Origin of the sequence: Exiguobacterium sp. RIT594, from assembly GCF_003339585.1 — a bacterium.
Classification (GTDB): Bacteria; Bacillota; Bacilli; order Exiguobacteriales; family Exiguobacteriaceae; genus Exiguobacterium_A.
Genome location: NZ_QPKF01000010.1, coordinates 1 through 15,765 on the forward strand (window position 1 = coordinate 1; position 15,765 = coordinate 15,765).

Below are 15,765 nucleotides of genomic sequence, written 5' to 3' on the forward strand. Positions count from 1 at the left end.
GATCACCATATCAATCACGAACATACTCAGCATGAAGACCAACAAATGGGTGCTTCACATCATGAACATGAAGGAATGATTGGAGACTTCAAGAAAAGATTTCTCGTATCGTTAATATTGACTGTTCCAATCCTGCTACTTTCCAAAATGATTCAAGAATGGTCGGGTATCAACATTAGCTTTCCATATGACGACGTTGTTTTGCTTTTTCTATCCACAATTGTCTACTTCTACGGTGGATGGCCGTTCTTAAAAGGTAGCTTAGACGAAATGAAACAAAAAAATCCGGGGATGATGATGTTGATCGCTTTAGCGATTAGTGTTGCATACTTTTATAGTGTGGGCATCATCTTAGGTCTAGGAGAGGGACATGACTTTTTCTGGGAGTTAGCAACGCTCATAGATATTATGCTTTTAGGACATTGGATTGAAATGAAGTCAATCATGGGCGCGTCTAACGCGCTACAAGAATTAGTCAAATTGTTACCCAGTATTGCGCATCGAATTGATGATGAAAAAATAGAAGATATTGAGGTGTCGGAATTACAGACTGGTGACGTGATTCTGATCAAACCTGGGGAGCAAGTTCCAGTTGACGGTAAGATAATAAAAGGAGCAACAACAGTTGATGAATCGATGCTGACAGGTGAATCTCTTCCCATCGAAAAGAAAATGGACGACAACGTAATTGCTGGCTCCATTAATCAAGAAGGAAGCTTGACCGTTGAAACGAAAAATACAGGTGAAGGCACGTATCTATCGAAAGTGATCGAATTAGTCAGCGAAGCGCAGGCATCTAAATCTAAAACACAAAATTTAGCGAATCGTGCAGCAAAAATCCTCTTCTATGTCGCTGTTTTTGCTGGTGTGTTGACATTCATCATTTGGCTTGCATTAGGATATCCGCTCAGTATTGCTGTCGAGCGTATGGTGACTGTCATGGTTATTTCGTGTCCCCATGCACTAGGACTTGCAGCGCCATTGGTCGTCTCTGTCTCGACGGCCCTGTCTGCTAAGAAAGGCTTATTGATTCGAAATCGGACGCAGTTTGAAGAGGCACGGAAATTAGACGCCATTATTTTTGATAAGACAGGTACTTTGACGCAAGGTAATTTTGGTGTGACGGATTTGATGCCGGTTGATGAAATTTCCTCAAACGAACTACTTCGTCTAGCAGCTGGAGTCGAACGTTCATCACAACATCCTCTTGCTAAAGGGGTAGTGAAAAGAGCAGAAGAGCTACAACTATCACTTCCATCGATCGAAGACTTTATGTCTATTACAGGAGTCGGATTGGAGGGGAAAGTAGAGGGTACGTTAATTCGTGTAGTGAGTCCTAGATATATTCGTCAAGAAAAAATAACGATTGATGAGCTCGCTTTTGAAAAATTATCTGAAGAAGGAAAGACCGTCATATTTGTATTGAAAAATAAGCAATTACTGGGAATGATTGCACTTGCTGATTTAGTAAGAGAAGAAGCAAAAGAGACTGTGACTGCGCTTAAAAACAAAGGCATAAATTCAATCATGCTCACTGGTGACAATAAAAAGGTTGCACATTGGGTTGCCAAACAGTTGGGTATTGACGAAGTTCATGCAGAAGTTTTACCTGATGATAAATCAAGACAAGTAAAGAACATTCAATCGGAAGGTAGGAAAGTAGCCATGGTCGGTGATGGCATTAATGATGCACCCGCACTGGCACAAGCTGACGTAGGGATTGCGATTGGTAGTGGAACCGACGTGGCAGTTGAAACCGCTGATATCGTACTGGTCAGAAGTAATCCGAAGGATGTTCTCGCTATCCTTGAACTTTCCCGAAGCACTTATAACAAAATGATTCAAAACCTATGGTGGGCAGCTGGTTATAATATTATAACAATACCACTAGCAGCCGGCGTTCTAGCTCCCTATGGTGTGATCTTATCTCCAGCTATTGGGGCAGTACTAATGAGTCTTAGCACCGTCATTGTTGCTGTAAATGCTAGAATGTTAAAAATATGAAATCATTTGAAGTGATTTCAGAACTTATTAGTGGCCAAGCACTGGATTTAATCGCGTGTAAAAAGTCTATGAGTATTCGAAGACTTTTTACACGCGATTTTAATTTTATTAGAATATATGATTATGTCCATATAGAGAACATAAAACAGAGCTGTAACGTTCTGTGTGATGGAAGGGACTGTAAACCGACTTTTAGATTGCTTCTAGTCTTTCTCCTCTCAAAAAAAGCTTTTCGATTGCGAACACAGTAAGCCAGCGTCCTGATACGCTGTCCGTTTTTTTGAGGTCTGCCTCCGTTCGTCCGTGACCCTTCTAATTTTTCGTACGTTTCAGTTCGTACTTTCAAATCTTCGTAAATCGAATCGGATGAACGTATAAAAAATAATAACGAATGCTTCTTTAAAGCCAATAAAGTGGTACGTGCTAGTTCTTCGACCATGTTGTCACTCCAAAACTTATTTTAGACAGCAACAAAATTCGAGGCCACCATATTCAAATGAACATTTGAATATGGTGGCCATTGTGCTATATTTATCTTAGAAATTAAAATTTAAAGGAGGAGATTCTGTTGGCGCACGACCATAATCATAGTCATAACAACGTAAATATAAAGGCACTGAAGTGGTCTTTCATGCTAATCTTTTTATTTATGATTATTGAAGTTATTGGAGGGATTTGGACCAATAGTCTAGCGTTACTTTCAGATGCTGGACATATGCTAAGTGATGCAGCTGCTCTTGGGCTCAGTCTAACAGCATTAATGTTTGGGCAACGGAAGGCTACGGATCACAAGACATTCGGATACAAACGCTTTGAAATTTTAGCGGCCTTCTTGAACGGAATCACTCTGATTGCTATCGCGCTCTATATCTTCTACGAAGCATATCGACGTCTGCTTGAACCTCCTGCAGTTTTAAGCTCAGGTATGCTGATCATCTCAACTATTGGCTTGTTAGTTAATATTGTTGTGGCATTCATCCTCATGCGGGCGGACAAAGATGAAAATTTAAATGTCAGAAGTGCCTTTTTACATGTGATCGGAGATTTGCTTGGCTCAATCGGTGCCATTATTGCGGCAGTGCTGATAATATTCTTCGGTTGGACGATAGCCGATCCGATTGCGAGCATAGTAGTCGCGATTCTTGTATTTATCAGTGGTTTGCGTGTAACAAAGGATTCATGGCATATTTTGATGGAAGGTGTCCCATTCAATTTAAACGCCAGTGAAATCAAAAGTGCGCTACTTGCCATTGAAGAAGTGGAAGAAGTACATGACTTTCGTCTATGGTCCATCACATCTGATTATCATGTACTAAGTTGCCATTTAGTAGTTAAATCGGATGAAGCACGAAAGGGTGTACTTAGACAGGTCCGTACGTTGATTCATGACCAGTTTGATTTACAAGATCTTACGATTCAAATCGAGTGTACAGGTATCGATGAATGCTCGCATGCGGCACATGAGAGCCACGCTCATTGATAAATGAACGTTGTAAAATACTTTAATCGAATAGAAGGAGGTGTTGACCTTTCCCTTTTCTGATTAACTTCAGAAAGTGGGAGGGTCGAATCATGTTATGAAACAAAAGAAGGTTTTAGTTGTTGTAACGTTGCTGATCGTTTTTTTAATAGTTCTTTCAATGTTTTTGATCAAGAACAATGCTGTTCAAGAAAAAAAGAGTACAGTCCTAAATGATACGGTAAAAATAGAAGGTCAACCAACACAAGGAGAAAACTCTGCACCTGTTTCAATCGTCGAGTTCGGAGATTATAAATGTCCGTCTTGTAAACAATGGGGGGAAACGGTTTATCCGAAGTTGAAAAAGGAGTTCATTGACACTGGTAAGGTACAGTTCAGCTATATCAATGTTTTATTCCATGGGGAAGAATCGATTTTGGCCGCTAAGGCATCAGAATCTGTTTATCGTCAAGACAAGAAGGCATTTTGGACATTCCATAAGGCGATTTATGATGCACAACCGAGAGTCGAACAGCATGATGACCCATGGGTGACTGAAGAATCCCTGTTAAGAATCGCTGCAAAATCAGTACCAGACATTAATCAAGAACAACTCACATCTGATTTAAGAAATAATGCGGACATCCTTGATGAAGTGTCGAAGGACGATGCACTCGTGAAAGAACACGGTGTCGAGCTGACACCTACGATCGTGATCAATGGTATTAAACTCGATGACCCGTTTGATTACGATACGATTTCCCGTGTGATTGAAGAACAGGTAACGGCCGATGAATGAACAGGTACGACGTCATGGTATGTATATGGCGTGGATCATAGCACTCGTTGCCACACTCGGTAGCCTGTATTTTAGTGAGATTCGTGGATTCGTACCTTGTGAGCTCTGTTGGTCACAACGTATTTTCATGTATCCGCTCAGTATCATCCTGGGCGTCGCCGTATTCAATAATGATTCAGGTGTGGTTCGATATGTATTACCACTTAGCCTTATCGGGGGAAGTATTTCTGTCTACCACTACATGGTTCAAAAGATTCCAGGATTTGCTGAGGTCAAGCCATGTCTTCAAGGTGTCCCTTGCAACGTACAATATATTAATTGGTTAGGTTTCATAACGATTCCCTTCCTTGCCCTGACAGCATTTTTGCTAATTACGCTGATTATGATTGGAGTTCGACAAGCATTTAAAAAAAATTAAGTTAATAAGAGAGAGTCACTTCATCTCATTTAGCGATTTTCTTCATATCATGAGTACGACTAGAACATAAGGAGGGAAAACATAAAAGTTTCTTTTTTAATTTATAGCTTATTCCCTGATTGAATCGACGGGATAAGGAAAAGAAAATCGATTATATAAAAAAGACAATGTCTCATTTCACTTTCGAAATGAGACATTGTCTTTTTTATTTTATACGACTGGAAGATTGTATATCGTTAAAACTCTTGATCAAGAAGATACTAAAGTGAATTTTTTAATCAAAACGTCAAAGAAATACTATACAAGAAAGCTAAAAATAAGGAAACAGACATTCCTAATCCTAAAAAAAGTGTTTTGATCGATTCATTCGTTTTTCTAATAAGGAATACTACCAATCCCCCGAAAAGAAGACCGATCACCAGGAACAAGACGGATGTCATTCCTGGTTCAAACTCGATGTTTGAATATTCAAAGCGTAGATTAGGGAAGACGAAAGCAGACAGCTGTCCGGCCCCACTTGATTTGAGTGTATCCTCTACGGAGTGAGGTGGCTCTTGCTGACCGAGCAACGCAGTTGCTGCGAAGATGAAGAGAATCAGTGTACCTTCCATGCGCATTCTCATCTGTTTGACTTTAAGCGTTTGTTTGGAAGAGGCATAACTCCATTTCCCATTCATGAAACCGATGATCAGCACAGGGAGAATTAAGACATGTTTCCATAGTAAGGCTTGACCATACGGTAAAATCCAAGAATTCGGATAGTCGTCTACTTTCACGACGACTGACATCAAATAGATGCCGGATCCGAGGATAATCAAAAAGCATAGCGTCACGAGCGGTCTGAACCATTCCAACACGTTGTCCCAACGGGGATTCGATGCGTTGGAATAGCCTAATACGAGTAAACCGCCAGTCCAAATGAAGACAGACAAAGCATGAGCGGTATGTACGAGTAATCCTTCTGCACCTGTGATACTGGAGGCGTGTCCGGACCATGCGAGTGTACCAACCATGGCAAGTAACAAAAATAGGGCAAACTTCAAGCGTCCCGAATGGAGTGACGTATTCCTGACGACCAGAAAAAGTAATATGCAACAGATTGTCATCAAGATTAAGGCATTTCCAGCTTCGAATGTGAGCAGAACGGACCGCAGAGTCAACCACAGTCCGATGTCTTCTTGCAAATAAAGTACGATACGTATGACCGACAATGAAAAGAAAACAGGAATTAATAGGATGAGAAGTCGTATCCATCTTATCGGGAACGCTACATCAGGTCGATAAGTGTGAGGAATGAGCTGTAACGAGAAATGACCGATCAACAGTGCAAAACAGGCGTACAGCAATGTATCTCCTAAAATATAGAGCAAAGTCATTTTGTTCGCCCCTTCAAAACAATCTGATAAAAGAAGAACAGTAACATGATAAATAATCCACCGGCAATTAGGAATGGAAAGAAATCAGTCTCTTCAGCGGGGGACGTTGTCGTCTTCACTGTTTCCGTGTCGGCGTCTTTCTCTTGGATGGGCTTCGGCTGCTCGCTCGTTTCGCTCGCGGTCGTTTGGGTTTCGATATTGAACAGATAGGTTCCTTCGATAGGATGTCCATCTGTACCGATGATCTTCCATTGGACGCGATACCGACCAGATGTCAGCTCTCGATCGAGCTGGAACGTCATACGTCGCCTTTCTTGTGTGAAAGTACCCTTCAGTGCATCCGAAGAAGCGAAATCAAATACTTGAATACTTCCACCGGCTTCGATGTTCGTCTCGAAGTTCAACGTGATGGTTTTTGTAGGCAGAACAGTCTCATCTGCCTGGGGTGTGGAAGATTCGAGCCCAGTGTGAGCTGAGGCTTGTACAGGACACCACAAGAGCATTCCTGATAGCAGTAACAATAGGTAATTTATTCGAAACATCTTTTCAACTCCTTTATGTTTGTTATGTACGGTCAAAATCATAAGGGATAAAAACAGACACCTCAAGATTTTTTGACGCTTACATTAGTAAATGCTAATATGATGATAACATATTAATGAAAACGAATATGAAAAAGGAGTGAACAATTTGGAACAATTACTGGAACCATTGGACTTGAAGGTGAGGGTCGTTCATGGTTTTTCTAATAAAACACGATTGCAAATCTTAGAGTGTATCTATGATGGTGAAAAGACTGTGACAGAAATCGTCGAGGCGGTCCAAGGAAATCAGTCCAACGTTTCACAGCATCTAGCTTGTCTAAAAGGATGCGGATTGATTCAAAAACGGACGCAGGGAAAGTATGGCTATTACTCCCTACGCAACGAGACAGTCAGGGAACTGTTACGACTATTCGGGACACTGACTCTCGAAATCGGACAGGAGTCTGCTTGTTGTGAACATCACATCGAGGAGGCGTAATGATGGCCAGTTCCTGTTGTAACAACAGCTCTCCAAAGGAAAGCGAAGCAAGTGAACCGAAGGCTGTTTCTACATCAATAACAACAACGTGCTGTGCCACGAATGAGGAAGATTGACTCCGGACAAAGGGTATACAGTCGAGTTGCTGTTCGAAATCGACATCCGAGATAGCCGGTACGAGCATACAAAACGAATCTTCTCTTCCTAAAGAAGAGGATACTTGCTGTAGCACGATATCAAAGACAGATGCAAAAAAATCGGACACAGATACCTGTTGTTCTTCGGGTAATGCTTCTTCGGATTTGATTCAGCCTGATCATACAACTCATACCTACCGAATAGAAGGGATGGATTGTCCATCCTGTGCAGTGACTCTTGAGAAGGGATTAGTGACGATAGCGGAGTACCAGAAAGTGTCCGTCAACTACGGTGCGGCCCGCTTGAAAATCGAGAGCAAATCAGAACTGGATGATCGTCGGCTTCAAAACGAGGTGAAGAAGTTAGGATTTCAACTTATTGTTCCAAATAAAGAGGAAAAACATGTTCAGACGTATGCGGTTTCGGGGATGGATTGTAGTAGTTGTGCTAAAACGATTGAGCAGCATTTCCAAAAAATAAATGATGTGCAGACTGTCACGGTATCTTTTGCACGTGGAGAAATGGAGATCGAACATCATCTTGATGCGCAACAGGTGAAAAACGAGTTAAGTAAGATTGGCTTTGATGGACACGTCAAGGGAGAAGAGTCTTCCAAACCTTCAAAACGTTCATTCGAGGGGATATCATTGGTCTTATCCGGTATCCTGATTGGATTAGGGCTACTCCTCCAAACAGTAGAGGTTCTTTATCTCCCGAACGCGCTGTTTGGAATCGCGTTGATCCTGAGTGGATGGAAAGCTTTCCGGAGCGCATTTTATGCGGTTCGAGCCCGGTCGCTCGACATGAATGTGTTGATGAGTGTGGCGGCCATCGGTGCAGCGCTCATTGGTGAATGGCTCGAAGGGGCGACTGTCGTCTTCCTCTTTGCCATCGGGAACCTACTCCAGAATCATTCGCTTGCCCGGACACGTCATTCGATTCAGAAACTCATCGAACTTTCCCCGAAGGAAGCATTCGTGCTGACAGAAGAGGGCGTTATACGGAAATCAGTAGAAGCGGTACGAATCGGAGAGAAGATTCGGATTCGACCAGGTGATCAGGTCGCATTGGACGGAATGATTTTGAAAGGGGCGACGACCATCAATCAAGCGCCGATTACTGGAGAATCGATTCCGGTCGACAAAAGTGAAGGGGATCAAGTATTCGCCGGGACGCTAAACATGGATCGTTCGTTCGACATGATCGTCGAAAAAACATATCAGGAGACGACTCTTGCTCATATCATCGAATTGGTGGAAGAAGCACAGGATAATAAAGCACCAAGTGAAGCATTCATCGACCGTTTCGCAAAAATCTATACACCATTCGTCTTCTTAGGCGCATTGTTACTCATGATCGTCCCACCCTTACTTCAGCTCGGTAGTTGGGGGGAGTGGTTCTATAAGGGCTTGGAACTGATTGTCATCGCCTGTCCGTGTGCACTCGTCATCTCGACACCGGTCGCAATCGTGACGGCAATCGGGAATGCTGCACGAAATGGTGTATTGATCAAAGGTGGTGTCTTCTTAGAAAAGGCAGGAAAGATAGACGCCATCGCCTTTGACAAGACAGGAACACTAACAAAAGGTACGCCCATTGTTCAGCAGTTCATGTTGCTATCAGACGATCGTGAACACACTTTACGCATCGCACACTCACTCGAACGGCATTCCAGTCATCCATTAGCAAAAGCAATCACAGAACATACGGTCCAAGAAGGCGTATATCCACTTGAATCGGACTCTGTCATAAATCGTGTCGGGAATGGCGTGTCGGGTGAATTTGAACATATCCTGTATCATATTGGAGGCGTGAAATGGTTTCGTGAAATGGGTTATGAGTTGGGAATGCTTGATTCAACTGTTGAAAATGCTGAAAAGCAAGGGCAGACCGTCGTTCTTCTCGGAAGTGACGCCAATCTACTCGGACTTTTTATACTTTCAGACGAAGTACGAGACGAGAGCGTCGACGCTATACGCAAGTTGAAGGAAAAAATCAAAATTAAAAAATTAGTCATGTTGACTGGTGATAACGCAGGTGCAGCAGCACGTATTGGAAAAAAACTGAGTTTGGATGAAGTGCATGCTAACCTTTTGCCTCAAGAAAAGGTCCGTATCGTCGAAGACATGAGAAGACAATCGTTTCAAACGGCAATGGTCGGTGACGGTATCAATGATGCACCTGCTTTCGTCACAGCGGACGTCAGCATTGCGATGGGAGGAGCCGGGACTGATACGGCACTTGAAACAGCGGATATCGTGTTGATGGCAGACAACCTAAACAAGTTACCCTATACGTTGGACCTAAGTAAAGCCACGTTGACCATCATCAAACAGAACGTTATTTTTTCAATTCTCATTAAACTGATTGCATTGATGCTCGTCTTCCCTGGATGGCTGACGTTGTGGATGGCTGTCCTTAGCGATACAGGGGCAGCGGTACTCGTGACATTGAATGCCCTTCGGTTATTAAAAAAGCGAACACTTTGATGGTCTAGCAACCTGCGACTCTGAACACGAAAAAGATGAAGCACCCGGTTCTCTAAATCACTGGAGATGATCGGGTGCTTTCTTCTGTCAATCATTCGTTCCTCCCAAATTTCATGGAGGACACGATTGAATGTTGCAACGCACCATATCCTGTTTGATGTGATGTGCTTTTTTCCGATTTGCATACTCAAAACACGATATTAAGAGCATGGAAAAGAGCGTACCGCTCTGTCTGATGAAAGAGACCGCAAGCCGTCCTGTTTCCGTACTCTAGCTTGCTCCTCGTCGGCGCAAGGGCCATCAAAAAAAGCCGCTGCCGCTCCTCATCTTCCTCCGCGTTTTGGCTCAAAGCAAGCTTTTCGCTCGCGGGCTCCGGAAGCTTTCGTCCCGGTGCGCTGTCCGCTTTTTTTGGTCTTTCCCTGCGGTCACCCTTGCCCCGTCTCGCGACGCTCGCTGCGTTCCCGTCAACAGGACGGCACCGTGTCGGACTGCATCCCACTCGCGAAAGGAGCTTTTCCATGAAACTGACCACACTCGTTGAAATCACGCGTATCCGACAAGAGGTTCGAGAACCGGATGTCGCCCTTGAGACGACGCATATCACGTCACCCGAGGACGCCTTCCTTGTTGCTAGACGCTTCATTCAGGACGATGACCGTGAGGTATTCCTCGTCATCCTGCTGAACACGAAGAATCGGGTCATTGCCGTCCACCGGGCACACGTCGGAAGCATTAATTCGAGCATCATCCACCCTCGTGAAATTTTCAAGTCTGCCATCCTCAACAATGCGACCTCACTCATCGTCAGCCATCAGCATCCGAGCGGGGACCCGAAGCCATCTCACGAGGACATCGAGGTGACGGAACGCTTGCAGGAAGTCGGACGCATCATCGGTATCCAATTGCTTGACCATATCGTCGTCGGTGCAGGAGACGATTACGTAAGCTTAAAAGCCCAAGGATTGCTCTAAATTTATTCTTCAGCGTAGACAGGCGGGACGTACTCCCGTCCTGTCCGCGCGTAAAGCATGGACGAAAAACGGATCCGTTTTTCTTTGAAGGATGTACAAGCAAATACGGAATGGATTTGTACCAAATCCAAGTTAAGAAAGAAGCCCGCAGTGGACGAATCCACTGCGGGCTAGAGAGGCTTCGTATCGTTTTGTGTCGATTCGTGAGAGGTGCTGGTTGTTGAGGAATTGGTTAGAGAAGAAGTAATAGAATTGCTGTCGGTGTACGTATGTCCATCTTTTATTTTTAAGTGGATCATCCTCTATACGTTTCGATTTAGTTTGTATGTGTTAGTAGGGACAAGAGAAGAGCTTTCGGGCTCATGCGTGAGGCTGTACGCTGCATCGCAGCAACATCCTCATCGCACCGCTGCCTTCCTGCCGGATCGATAACGAGAGCTGCCAGTCACTGGCGTGAGGCATCTCTACGTTCCTGATCCTTGCGACGAAAGGCACGGAGCGTGATAAGACCATAAAATCAGTTTAAGAGTCTCAAACTGATTCAAGCTGGAGCTCCTGATTATGATGAAAATCCCTGTTCTGAATGATTCGTTGTTTTCTCAAGAATGGCGTTAAAATAGTCATGGGTTCGTCCTTAACTACTTCGTTGGTTCAGCTATGACCGTGCTTATCTCGATTAAACTGATTCGTGCGATGTCCTTCACGACTGTATGCTGTGTTCAAGCAAACCAAAGAGGAGTGACGAAAATGAATACAACTTTGGAAAACGAAGAGTCTAGAAAATGGATGGACATGGTGGAGCACTCGCAAAAAGTGACTATCATTGATGCACAAGTTCGATTGGTACGAGAAGTAGATGGTTCGATCGAGCATGTGACCTGGTTCGTTGATGTCGATATACTGCTCGCTTTTATTCAGCAACACTATTTGGAACAGGCCCGTTAAAGGTCTGTTTTTTTATATGTTTCTCGTTAAAAGATGCGACCTATCAAGAAAAAATGATAGGTGGGAAATATACCCATTATTCTCCTGGTATTCACGGTATACTGAAGATAACTTACAAATCAGAAATGGAGCGATGCAAGATGAAGAGAAAATGGATGGGCGCCAGCCTAGTACTCGCAAGTGTGGGCTTATTGGTAGGACCGTTACAGGGTGCGGAGGCCGCGACGCCGAAAATCAAGGTCCATTACATCGATGTTGGACAAGGTGATGCGATCTACATCAAGATGCCGAGTGGTGAGGATATCGTCATGGACGGCGGGAACAAGGGGAAAGGCGATGCACTCGTCGCTTATCTGAAGAAACAGAAGGTCGGCGACATCGAGATACTGATCTCGACGCATCCGGATGCCGATCATATTGGTGGACTCGATGAAGTCCTCGACTCGTTCAAGGTCAAGAGTGTCTATGCCCCGAAGGTCAAACACACGACGCAAGCCTATAAGGATTTCTTGCTGGCCGTCAAACGCGAGAAGCTGACGATCAAGACGGCGAAAGAAGGAGTCTCGCTTCCTGTTAAAGGCGTGAAGGCGCAATTCGTCGGACCAATCAAGGACTACGCGAATAGTGATTTAAATAACTGGAGTGCCGTGTTACACGTTGCCTATAAGAAGAATACGTTCTTGTTCACGGGAGACGCGGAACTGAAGTCGGAACAAGACATGATTGCGAAGAAGAAGACGTTGCGTGCGGACGTTCTTAAGGTCGGGCATCATGGGGCGAAGACCTCGACGAGTGCGACGTTCCTCAAATACGTCAAACCGAAATATGCCGTCATCAGTGTCGGCAAGAACGCATACGGACATCCGACGAACGAAGTCGTAACGAACCTGAAGCGGGCGAAGGCGACGATGTTGCGGACGGATAAGAATGGGACAATCGTCTTTGAAGGGAACGGATCGTCCTACACGATCAAGAAGTCGAAATGAGTAAGCGTAAAGGGATCATCGATCGCATTGAAGGAAAGTGGGTCGTCGTCGAGTTCGACGACGGGATGCGGGACATCCTTATTTCTCGCTTTCCGATGACGGTTGAATCCGGTGATGTCATCTGGATCGATGAGTACGGTCATATCGAGAAGGATGACCAAGAGCGGCAACGACTCTCCAACGAAATCGATGAGTTGATGGAAGAACTATGGGAAGACTAAAAAGGAAATGAGCTGAAGCAGATGAATAAGTTAGGACAAGCGGTCGTCATCGTTGGGCTAGGGTTATCACTCGTTGGATGTGGGACAGAAGAAGCAGCACAAGATTCACCTAAGAAGACGGCAAATCCGACCGAAAAAGTCGAAATAGTGGAAACGAAAAAAGAGGATGTTTATTTCAAAGACGACACGTTAAAGATCGACATGGCGACAGTCAAGATCCTTTCGACAGAAGTTCTTGAGCCAAGTAAAGAATACTTCCGCGAGAAGCCACAACTCGTCTTCACATACGAGACGACAAATGATAGTAAGGAACCATTGAATGGAATGACTACGTGGATTGCCTGCTTCGAAGCGACACAGGAAGGAACCGATACGATCAATAAGTTAGAGGTAGGCATGACGCCACAAGAAGAGAAGTATGCCTCTTATTTAGAACATCAACTCGATGACATCAAACCAGGTGGTACCGCGAAGGGAATCATGGCTTACGACATCGATGATCCACAAGCGGTCGTCACATTGAAAGCGACTCAAGGAATGGCGGGAAAAGAATTAGGTGAAAAAAAGATTGAATTGAAATAAGCAGATGAATAAAAAGAATCACGTTGAATGAAGTTTACAGCAGAAATATTTCAAGTAAGCAAAAACAGCAATATCGCTTCTTTTTTAAAGCGATGTTGCTGTTTTATTTTATCCCTTTAAGATAGTAGCTGCTTTCTTTTCTGCTGTTTCTTCATCCGACCAGTCCATCTCAGATAGCATGCTGGCTTGAACTTTTTCGATCTGCTCGATTGTATAGCCGAGTTGCTCCATGGCAATGACGGCGTAAGCAACTGCTTGGTTGTTATTCATAATTATTCCTCCATTCGTTGGTGTTTTGTGATGTTTTTATTATATCGCGTTGTCTTGTGTCTCTTATTAGTGATAGCTTATTTCTTCCTAATAAATGTCTCGCCTAAGTAAAGTAACGAGCTGAAAACGTACGGATCTACTCATTTTTTACAAAATAACTTAGTACAAAAATTACGCTGAATATTGAAATGAGGGTTAGGGTGACTGCGATTATTTTATTCTTGAATTCTAAATGTTTTTGAATCCTTTTAGGAAGAAGCGCATTTATTATTAAAAGTGGAGCATATACCAAAAAAACAATGTCTACGTTCCGAGAAGTAAAACTATCAAATATAAGTAACAGAAGGATTGCTAAAGGGAAAAGTGGAAATACAATCATCTGAAGCCTCCTTTCAATATATTAAAGGATATTTGAACTTAAAGTTTGAAATATTGCTTAGAAAAATGGTCATTAGTCTAGAAACTACTAGGAAAATATTTAATCATACAGGGTATACCTGCTGCGATAAAAAAAGAAAAATTTTCCGAGAAGGTGCTATTTGTCTAGTTATTGAAATAAGTCTTAAAAAATTTTACTAAATTTAAAAAAATACGCTGAAATTTATTCTTTAAAAAATTATCGGATGCGAAAATCTTTTTCTGTTACATTGAGATTTCGCCCAACAAGTTGCTTTACCTTCTCTAAATCTCGATCTTCAGTCGAAATCATTTCGTCATACCACGCCTTTTCGAGTACTTGCTCTGTCTCTTTGCTGACGACCTCTGTCTTCAGGATATGATGTAACGGGCTACTGGCTTCCTCAAGACCTCGGAAGTGTTGACTGATTGGTTCTTCTCCAGGAATGACTAACGTGTAGGCAATCGTCTCATGTTCGTCGAAGTCGCGGTCGTTGGCTTTTGCGAACGGTTCGAAGAAGTCTGTCGACCCATGGACGAGCATCATCGGCTCATCGAACGTCGAGAAGTCCTGCTGCGTGTCCTGCTTGGCGATGCTCGTCAGATAAGCACCGACGTCCTCCGGTGTATATTGAATGATCCGCTTGATCCGTTCGGCTAATGGCATTCCCTGATCCGTGATGTGTGCCACGTTCTCGATATGTTCGATCATCTTGAGAGGCGATGCTTCCCGTTCAAGGACTTGTTCGTGCTCGAGCGAAGTATGGATTTCGCGGATGAAGTGACCAGATGTCTGATGGACTTCGTACAACAAGTCTTCTTTATCGCGTAAGTCTTTCCCTTGTGTCCAACTTGCGAGGTACGATAACGAAAACTCATCTGTCGGAAAATCAAAATGAGCTGCAACCGTGTAGGCGACCATCTCCGCCTGGAATTCCTTCTCGTGCGGATTCAACTCGATTCCACGCTCTTCGTTTCGTTCTGTGTTATGCAGATTCGCATGCGCGAGTTCATGGATCATGACGGTGACATTCTCGATGTCCGAGTTCCGTGGATTCAGGGCAATCGCATTTAGCTCTGGATAGAAGCACCCCTTCGCTGTACCAAGCTCATTCAACGGTTTATCAAGTAACGTCACGTCTTGTGTCTCAGCAATCCCGTTCAACGCACGGCGAAATGATTCTGCTTCACGAATTGAACCGTTCCGATGATACGAAGCAAACATCTCGGAGACTTCGAGTCCCTTCTCACGGGCATCGGTCTGCGTGTACTCGAAGACGTGACCAATTTTATAGTACATCGCTTTCCGTGTCGGAAGAGAACCTTCCTTTGCGCGCTTTTGTTCTGTCTTCGTCGCATCCTTCCATGCCACCCAATCCGTCTCTCGTTTGATGAAGGTGACAGGGGAGGGGACGAAAATCTTGATCCCTTTCTCTCCTTTTTGGACCTGGATACCTTGCTTCTCCCAGTACGCATAGGAACCGACAGCACGTGCGCCTTGGAACTGTTCCTCGATCAATAGCATGTTCCGAGTCGAGTAGCGATGGAACCGGCTCATGAAGTCGAGATGTTCCTTGATACTCTCTTGACTGACGAAGTGAGAAGCGAGCTGCGTCTCCATCTTGTCGGTCAATGCTTGTACTTCCTTCTGATAATCCTCACGTGTTTTCTTCTTATATGCCATGTGT

General features: G+C 43.9%; 15 protein-coding genes. 11 read left to right on the forward strand and 4 right to left on the reverse strand.

Annotated elements, in window-relative coordinates; genetic code table 11:
- The 4 genes from DVG79_RS15335 to DVG79_RS15350 form a co-directional block, all read left to right on the forward strand.
- The coding region (locus tag DVG79_RS15335) for a heavy metal translocating P-type ATPase (RefSeq protein WP_369835400.1) at positions 1 to 2,004 on the forward strand (2,004 nt) is incomplete at its 5' end.
- Positions 2,005 to 2,572: 568 nt separating this feature from the next.
- Positions 2,573 to 3,484 (forward strand): cation diffusion facilitator family transporter, encoded by a 912-nt coding sequence (locus DVG79_RS15340; protein ID WP_114597455.1) that lies wholly within the window; start codon positions 2,573 to 2,575, stop codon positions 3,482 to 3,484.
- Positions 3,485 to 3,581: 97 nt separating this feature from the next.
- Entirely contained in the window at positions 3,582 to 4,262 is a 681-nt protein-coding gene (locus DVG79_RS15345) for a DsbA family protein (protein ID WP_047392213.1), read from the forward strand.
- Positions 4,255 to 4,680 (forward strand): disulfide oxidoreductase, encoded by a 426-nt coding sequence (locus tag DVG79_RS15350; protein WP_047392217.1) that lies wholly within the window; start codon positions 4,255 to 4,257, stop codon positions 4,678 to 4,680. The genes DVG79_RS15345 and DVG79_RS15350 overlap by 8 nt, the downstream gene beginning before the upstream one ends.
- A 278-nt stretch (positions 4,681 to 4,958) precedes the next feature.
- Here DVG79_RS15350 and DVG79_RS15355 read toward each other — a convergent pair whose 3' ends face one another.
- Both DVG79_RS15355 and DVG79_RS15360 read right to left on the reverse strand, forming a co-directional pair.
- Positions 4,959 to 5,723 carry a copper resistance D family protein gene (locus tag DVG79_RS15355; RefSeq protein WP_147269824.1) on the reverse strand — a complete coding sequence of 255 codons (765 nt, stop codon included), beginning with the start codon at positions 5,721 to 5,723 and terminating at the stop codon, positions 4,959 to 4,961.
- A gap of 329 nt (positions 5,724 to 6,052) precedes the next feature.
- Positions 6,053 to 6,598 (reverse strand): copper resistance CopC family protein, encoded by a 546-nt coding sequence (locus DVG79_RS15360; protein ID WP_158537544.1) that lies wholly within the window; start codon positions 6,596 to 6,598, stop codon positions 6,053 to 6,055.
- 148 nt (positions 6,599 to 6,746) lie between these two features.
- On the opposite strand from DVG79_RS15360, the gene DVG79_RS15365 reads away from it, so the two are divergent.
- The 7 genes from DVG79_RS15365 (at position 6,747) to DVG79_RS15400 (ending at position 13,411) form a co-directional block, all read left to right on the forward strand.
- Entirely contained in the window at positions 6,747 to 7,079 is a 333-nt protein-coding gene (locus DVG79_RS15365) for an ArsR/SmtB family transcription factor (protein WP_082892469.1), read from the forward strand.
- A 233-nt stretch (positions 7,080 to 7,312) separates the two neighbouring features.
- Positions 7,313 to 9,706 (forward strand): heavy metal translocating P-type ATPase, encoded by a 2,394-nt coding sequence (locus tag DVG79_RS15370; RefSeq protein ID WP_369835418.1) that lies wholly within the window; start codon positions 7,313 to 7,315, stop codon positions 9,704 to 9,706.
- 518 nt (positions 9,707 to 10,224) lie between these two features.
- Positions 10,225 to 10,677 carry a JAB domain-containing protein gene (locus tag DVG79_RS15380; protein ID WP_064506594.1) on the forward strand — a complete coding sequence of 151 codons (453 nt, stop codon included), beginning with the start codon at positions 10,225 to 10,227 and terminating at the stop codon, positions 10,675 to 10,677.
- Between the two features lie 747 nt (positions 10,678 to 11,424).
- A complete protein-coding gene (locus tag DVG79_RS15385; RefSeq protein ID WP_088838364.1) occupies positions 11,425 to 11,622 on the forward strand; it encodes a hypothetical protein in 198 nt (65 codons plus the stop codon).
- 140 nt (positions 11,623 to 11,762) lie between these two features.
- Positions 11,763 to 12,608 carry a ComEC/Rec2 family competence protein gene (locus DVG79_RS15390; RefSeq protein WP_114597458.1) on the forward strand — a complete coding sequence of 282 codons (846 nt, stop codon included), beginning with the start codon at positions 11,763 to 11,765 and terminating at the stop codon, positions 12,606 to 12,608.
- On the forward strand, positions 12,605 to 12,829 hold the full coding sequence (locus DVG79_RS15395; RefSeq protein ID WP_114597459.1) for a DUF3006 domain-containing protein: 225 nt from the start codon (positions 12,605 to 12,607) through the stop codon (positions 12,827 to 12,829). The genes DVG79_RS15390 and DVG79_RS15395 overlap by 4 nt, the downstream gene beginning before the upstream one ends.
- A gap of 21 nt (positions 12,830 to 12,850) precedes the next feature.
- Positions 12,851 to 13,411 (forward strand): DUF5067 domain-containing protein, encoded by a 561-nt coding sequence (locus DVG79_RS15400; protein ID WP_114597460.1) that lies wholly within the window; start codon positions 12,851 to 12,853, stop codon positions 13,409 to 13,411.
- Positions 13,412 to 13,519: 108 nt separating this feature from the next.
- Here DVG79_RS15400 and DVG79_RS16120 read toward each other — a convergent pair whose 3' ends face one another.
- Positions 13,520 to 13,681, reverse strand: coding sequence for a hypothetical protein (locus tag DVG79_RS16120; protein WP_158537545.1), 162 nt, complete (start codon positions 13,679 to 13,681; stop codon positions 13,520 to 13,522).
- A gap of 616 nt (positions 13,682 to 14,297) precedes the next feature.
- Complete coding sequence (locus DVG79_RS15410; RefSeq protein ID WP_114597462.1) at positions 14,298 to 15,761, reverse strand: ArdC-like ssDNA-binding domain-containing protein; 1,464 nt, start codon at positions 15,759 to 15,761, stop codon at positions 14,298 to 14,300.
- Between the last annotated feature and the right edge of the window lie 4 nt (positions 15,762 to 15,765).

Coding starts and splice junctions, on each gene's coding strand:
- DVG79_RS15345 (WP_047392213.1), top strand. CDS start 3,582: ATGAAACAAAAGAAGGTTTTAGTTGTTGTAACGTTGCTGATCGTTTTT.
- DVG79_RS15350 (WP_047392217.1), top strand. CDS start 4,255: ATGAATGAACAGGTACGACGTCATGGTATGTATATGGCGTGGATCATA.
- DVG79_RS15360 (WP_158537544.1), bottom strand. CDS start 6,598: ATGTTTCGAATAAATTACCTATTGTTACTGCTATCAGGAATGCTCTTG.
- DVG79_RS15380 (WP_064506594.1), top strand. CDS start 10,225: ATGAAACTGACCACACTCGTTGAAATCACGCGTATCCGACAAGAGGTT.
- DVG79_RS15385 (WP_088838364.1), top strand. CDS start 11,425: ATGAATACAACTTTGGAAAACGAAGAGTCTAGAAAATGGATGGACATG.
- DVG79_RS15390 (WP_114597458.1), top strand. CDS start 11,763: ATGAAGAGAAAATGGATGGGCGCCAGCCTAGTACTCGCAAGTGTGGGC.
- DVG79_RS15395 (WP_114597459.1), top strand. CDS start 12,605: ATGAGTAAGCGTAAAGGGATCATCGATCGCATTGAAGGAAAGTGGGTC.
- DVG79_RS15400 (WP_114597460.1), top strand. CDS start 12,851: ATGAATAAGTTAGGACAAGCGGTCGTCATCGTTGGGCTAGGGTTATCA.
- DVG79_RS16120 (WP_158537545.1), bottom strand. CDS start 13,681: ATGAATAACAACCAAGCAGTTGCTTACGCCGTCATTGCCATGGAGCAA.
- DVG79_RS15410 (WP_114597462.1), bottom strand. CDS start 15,761: ATGGCATATAAGAAGAAAACACGTGAGGATTATCAGAAGGAAGTACAA.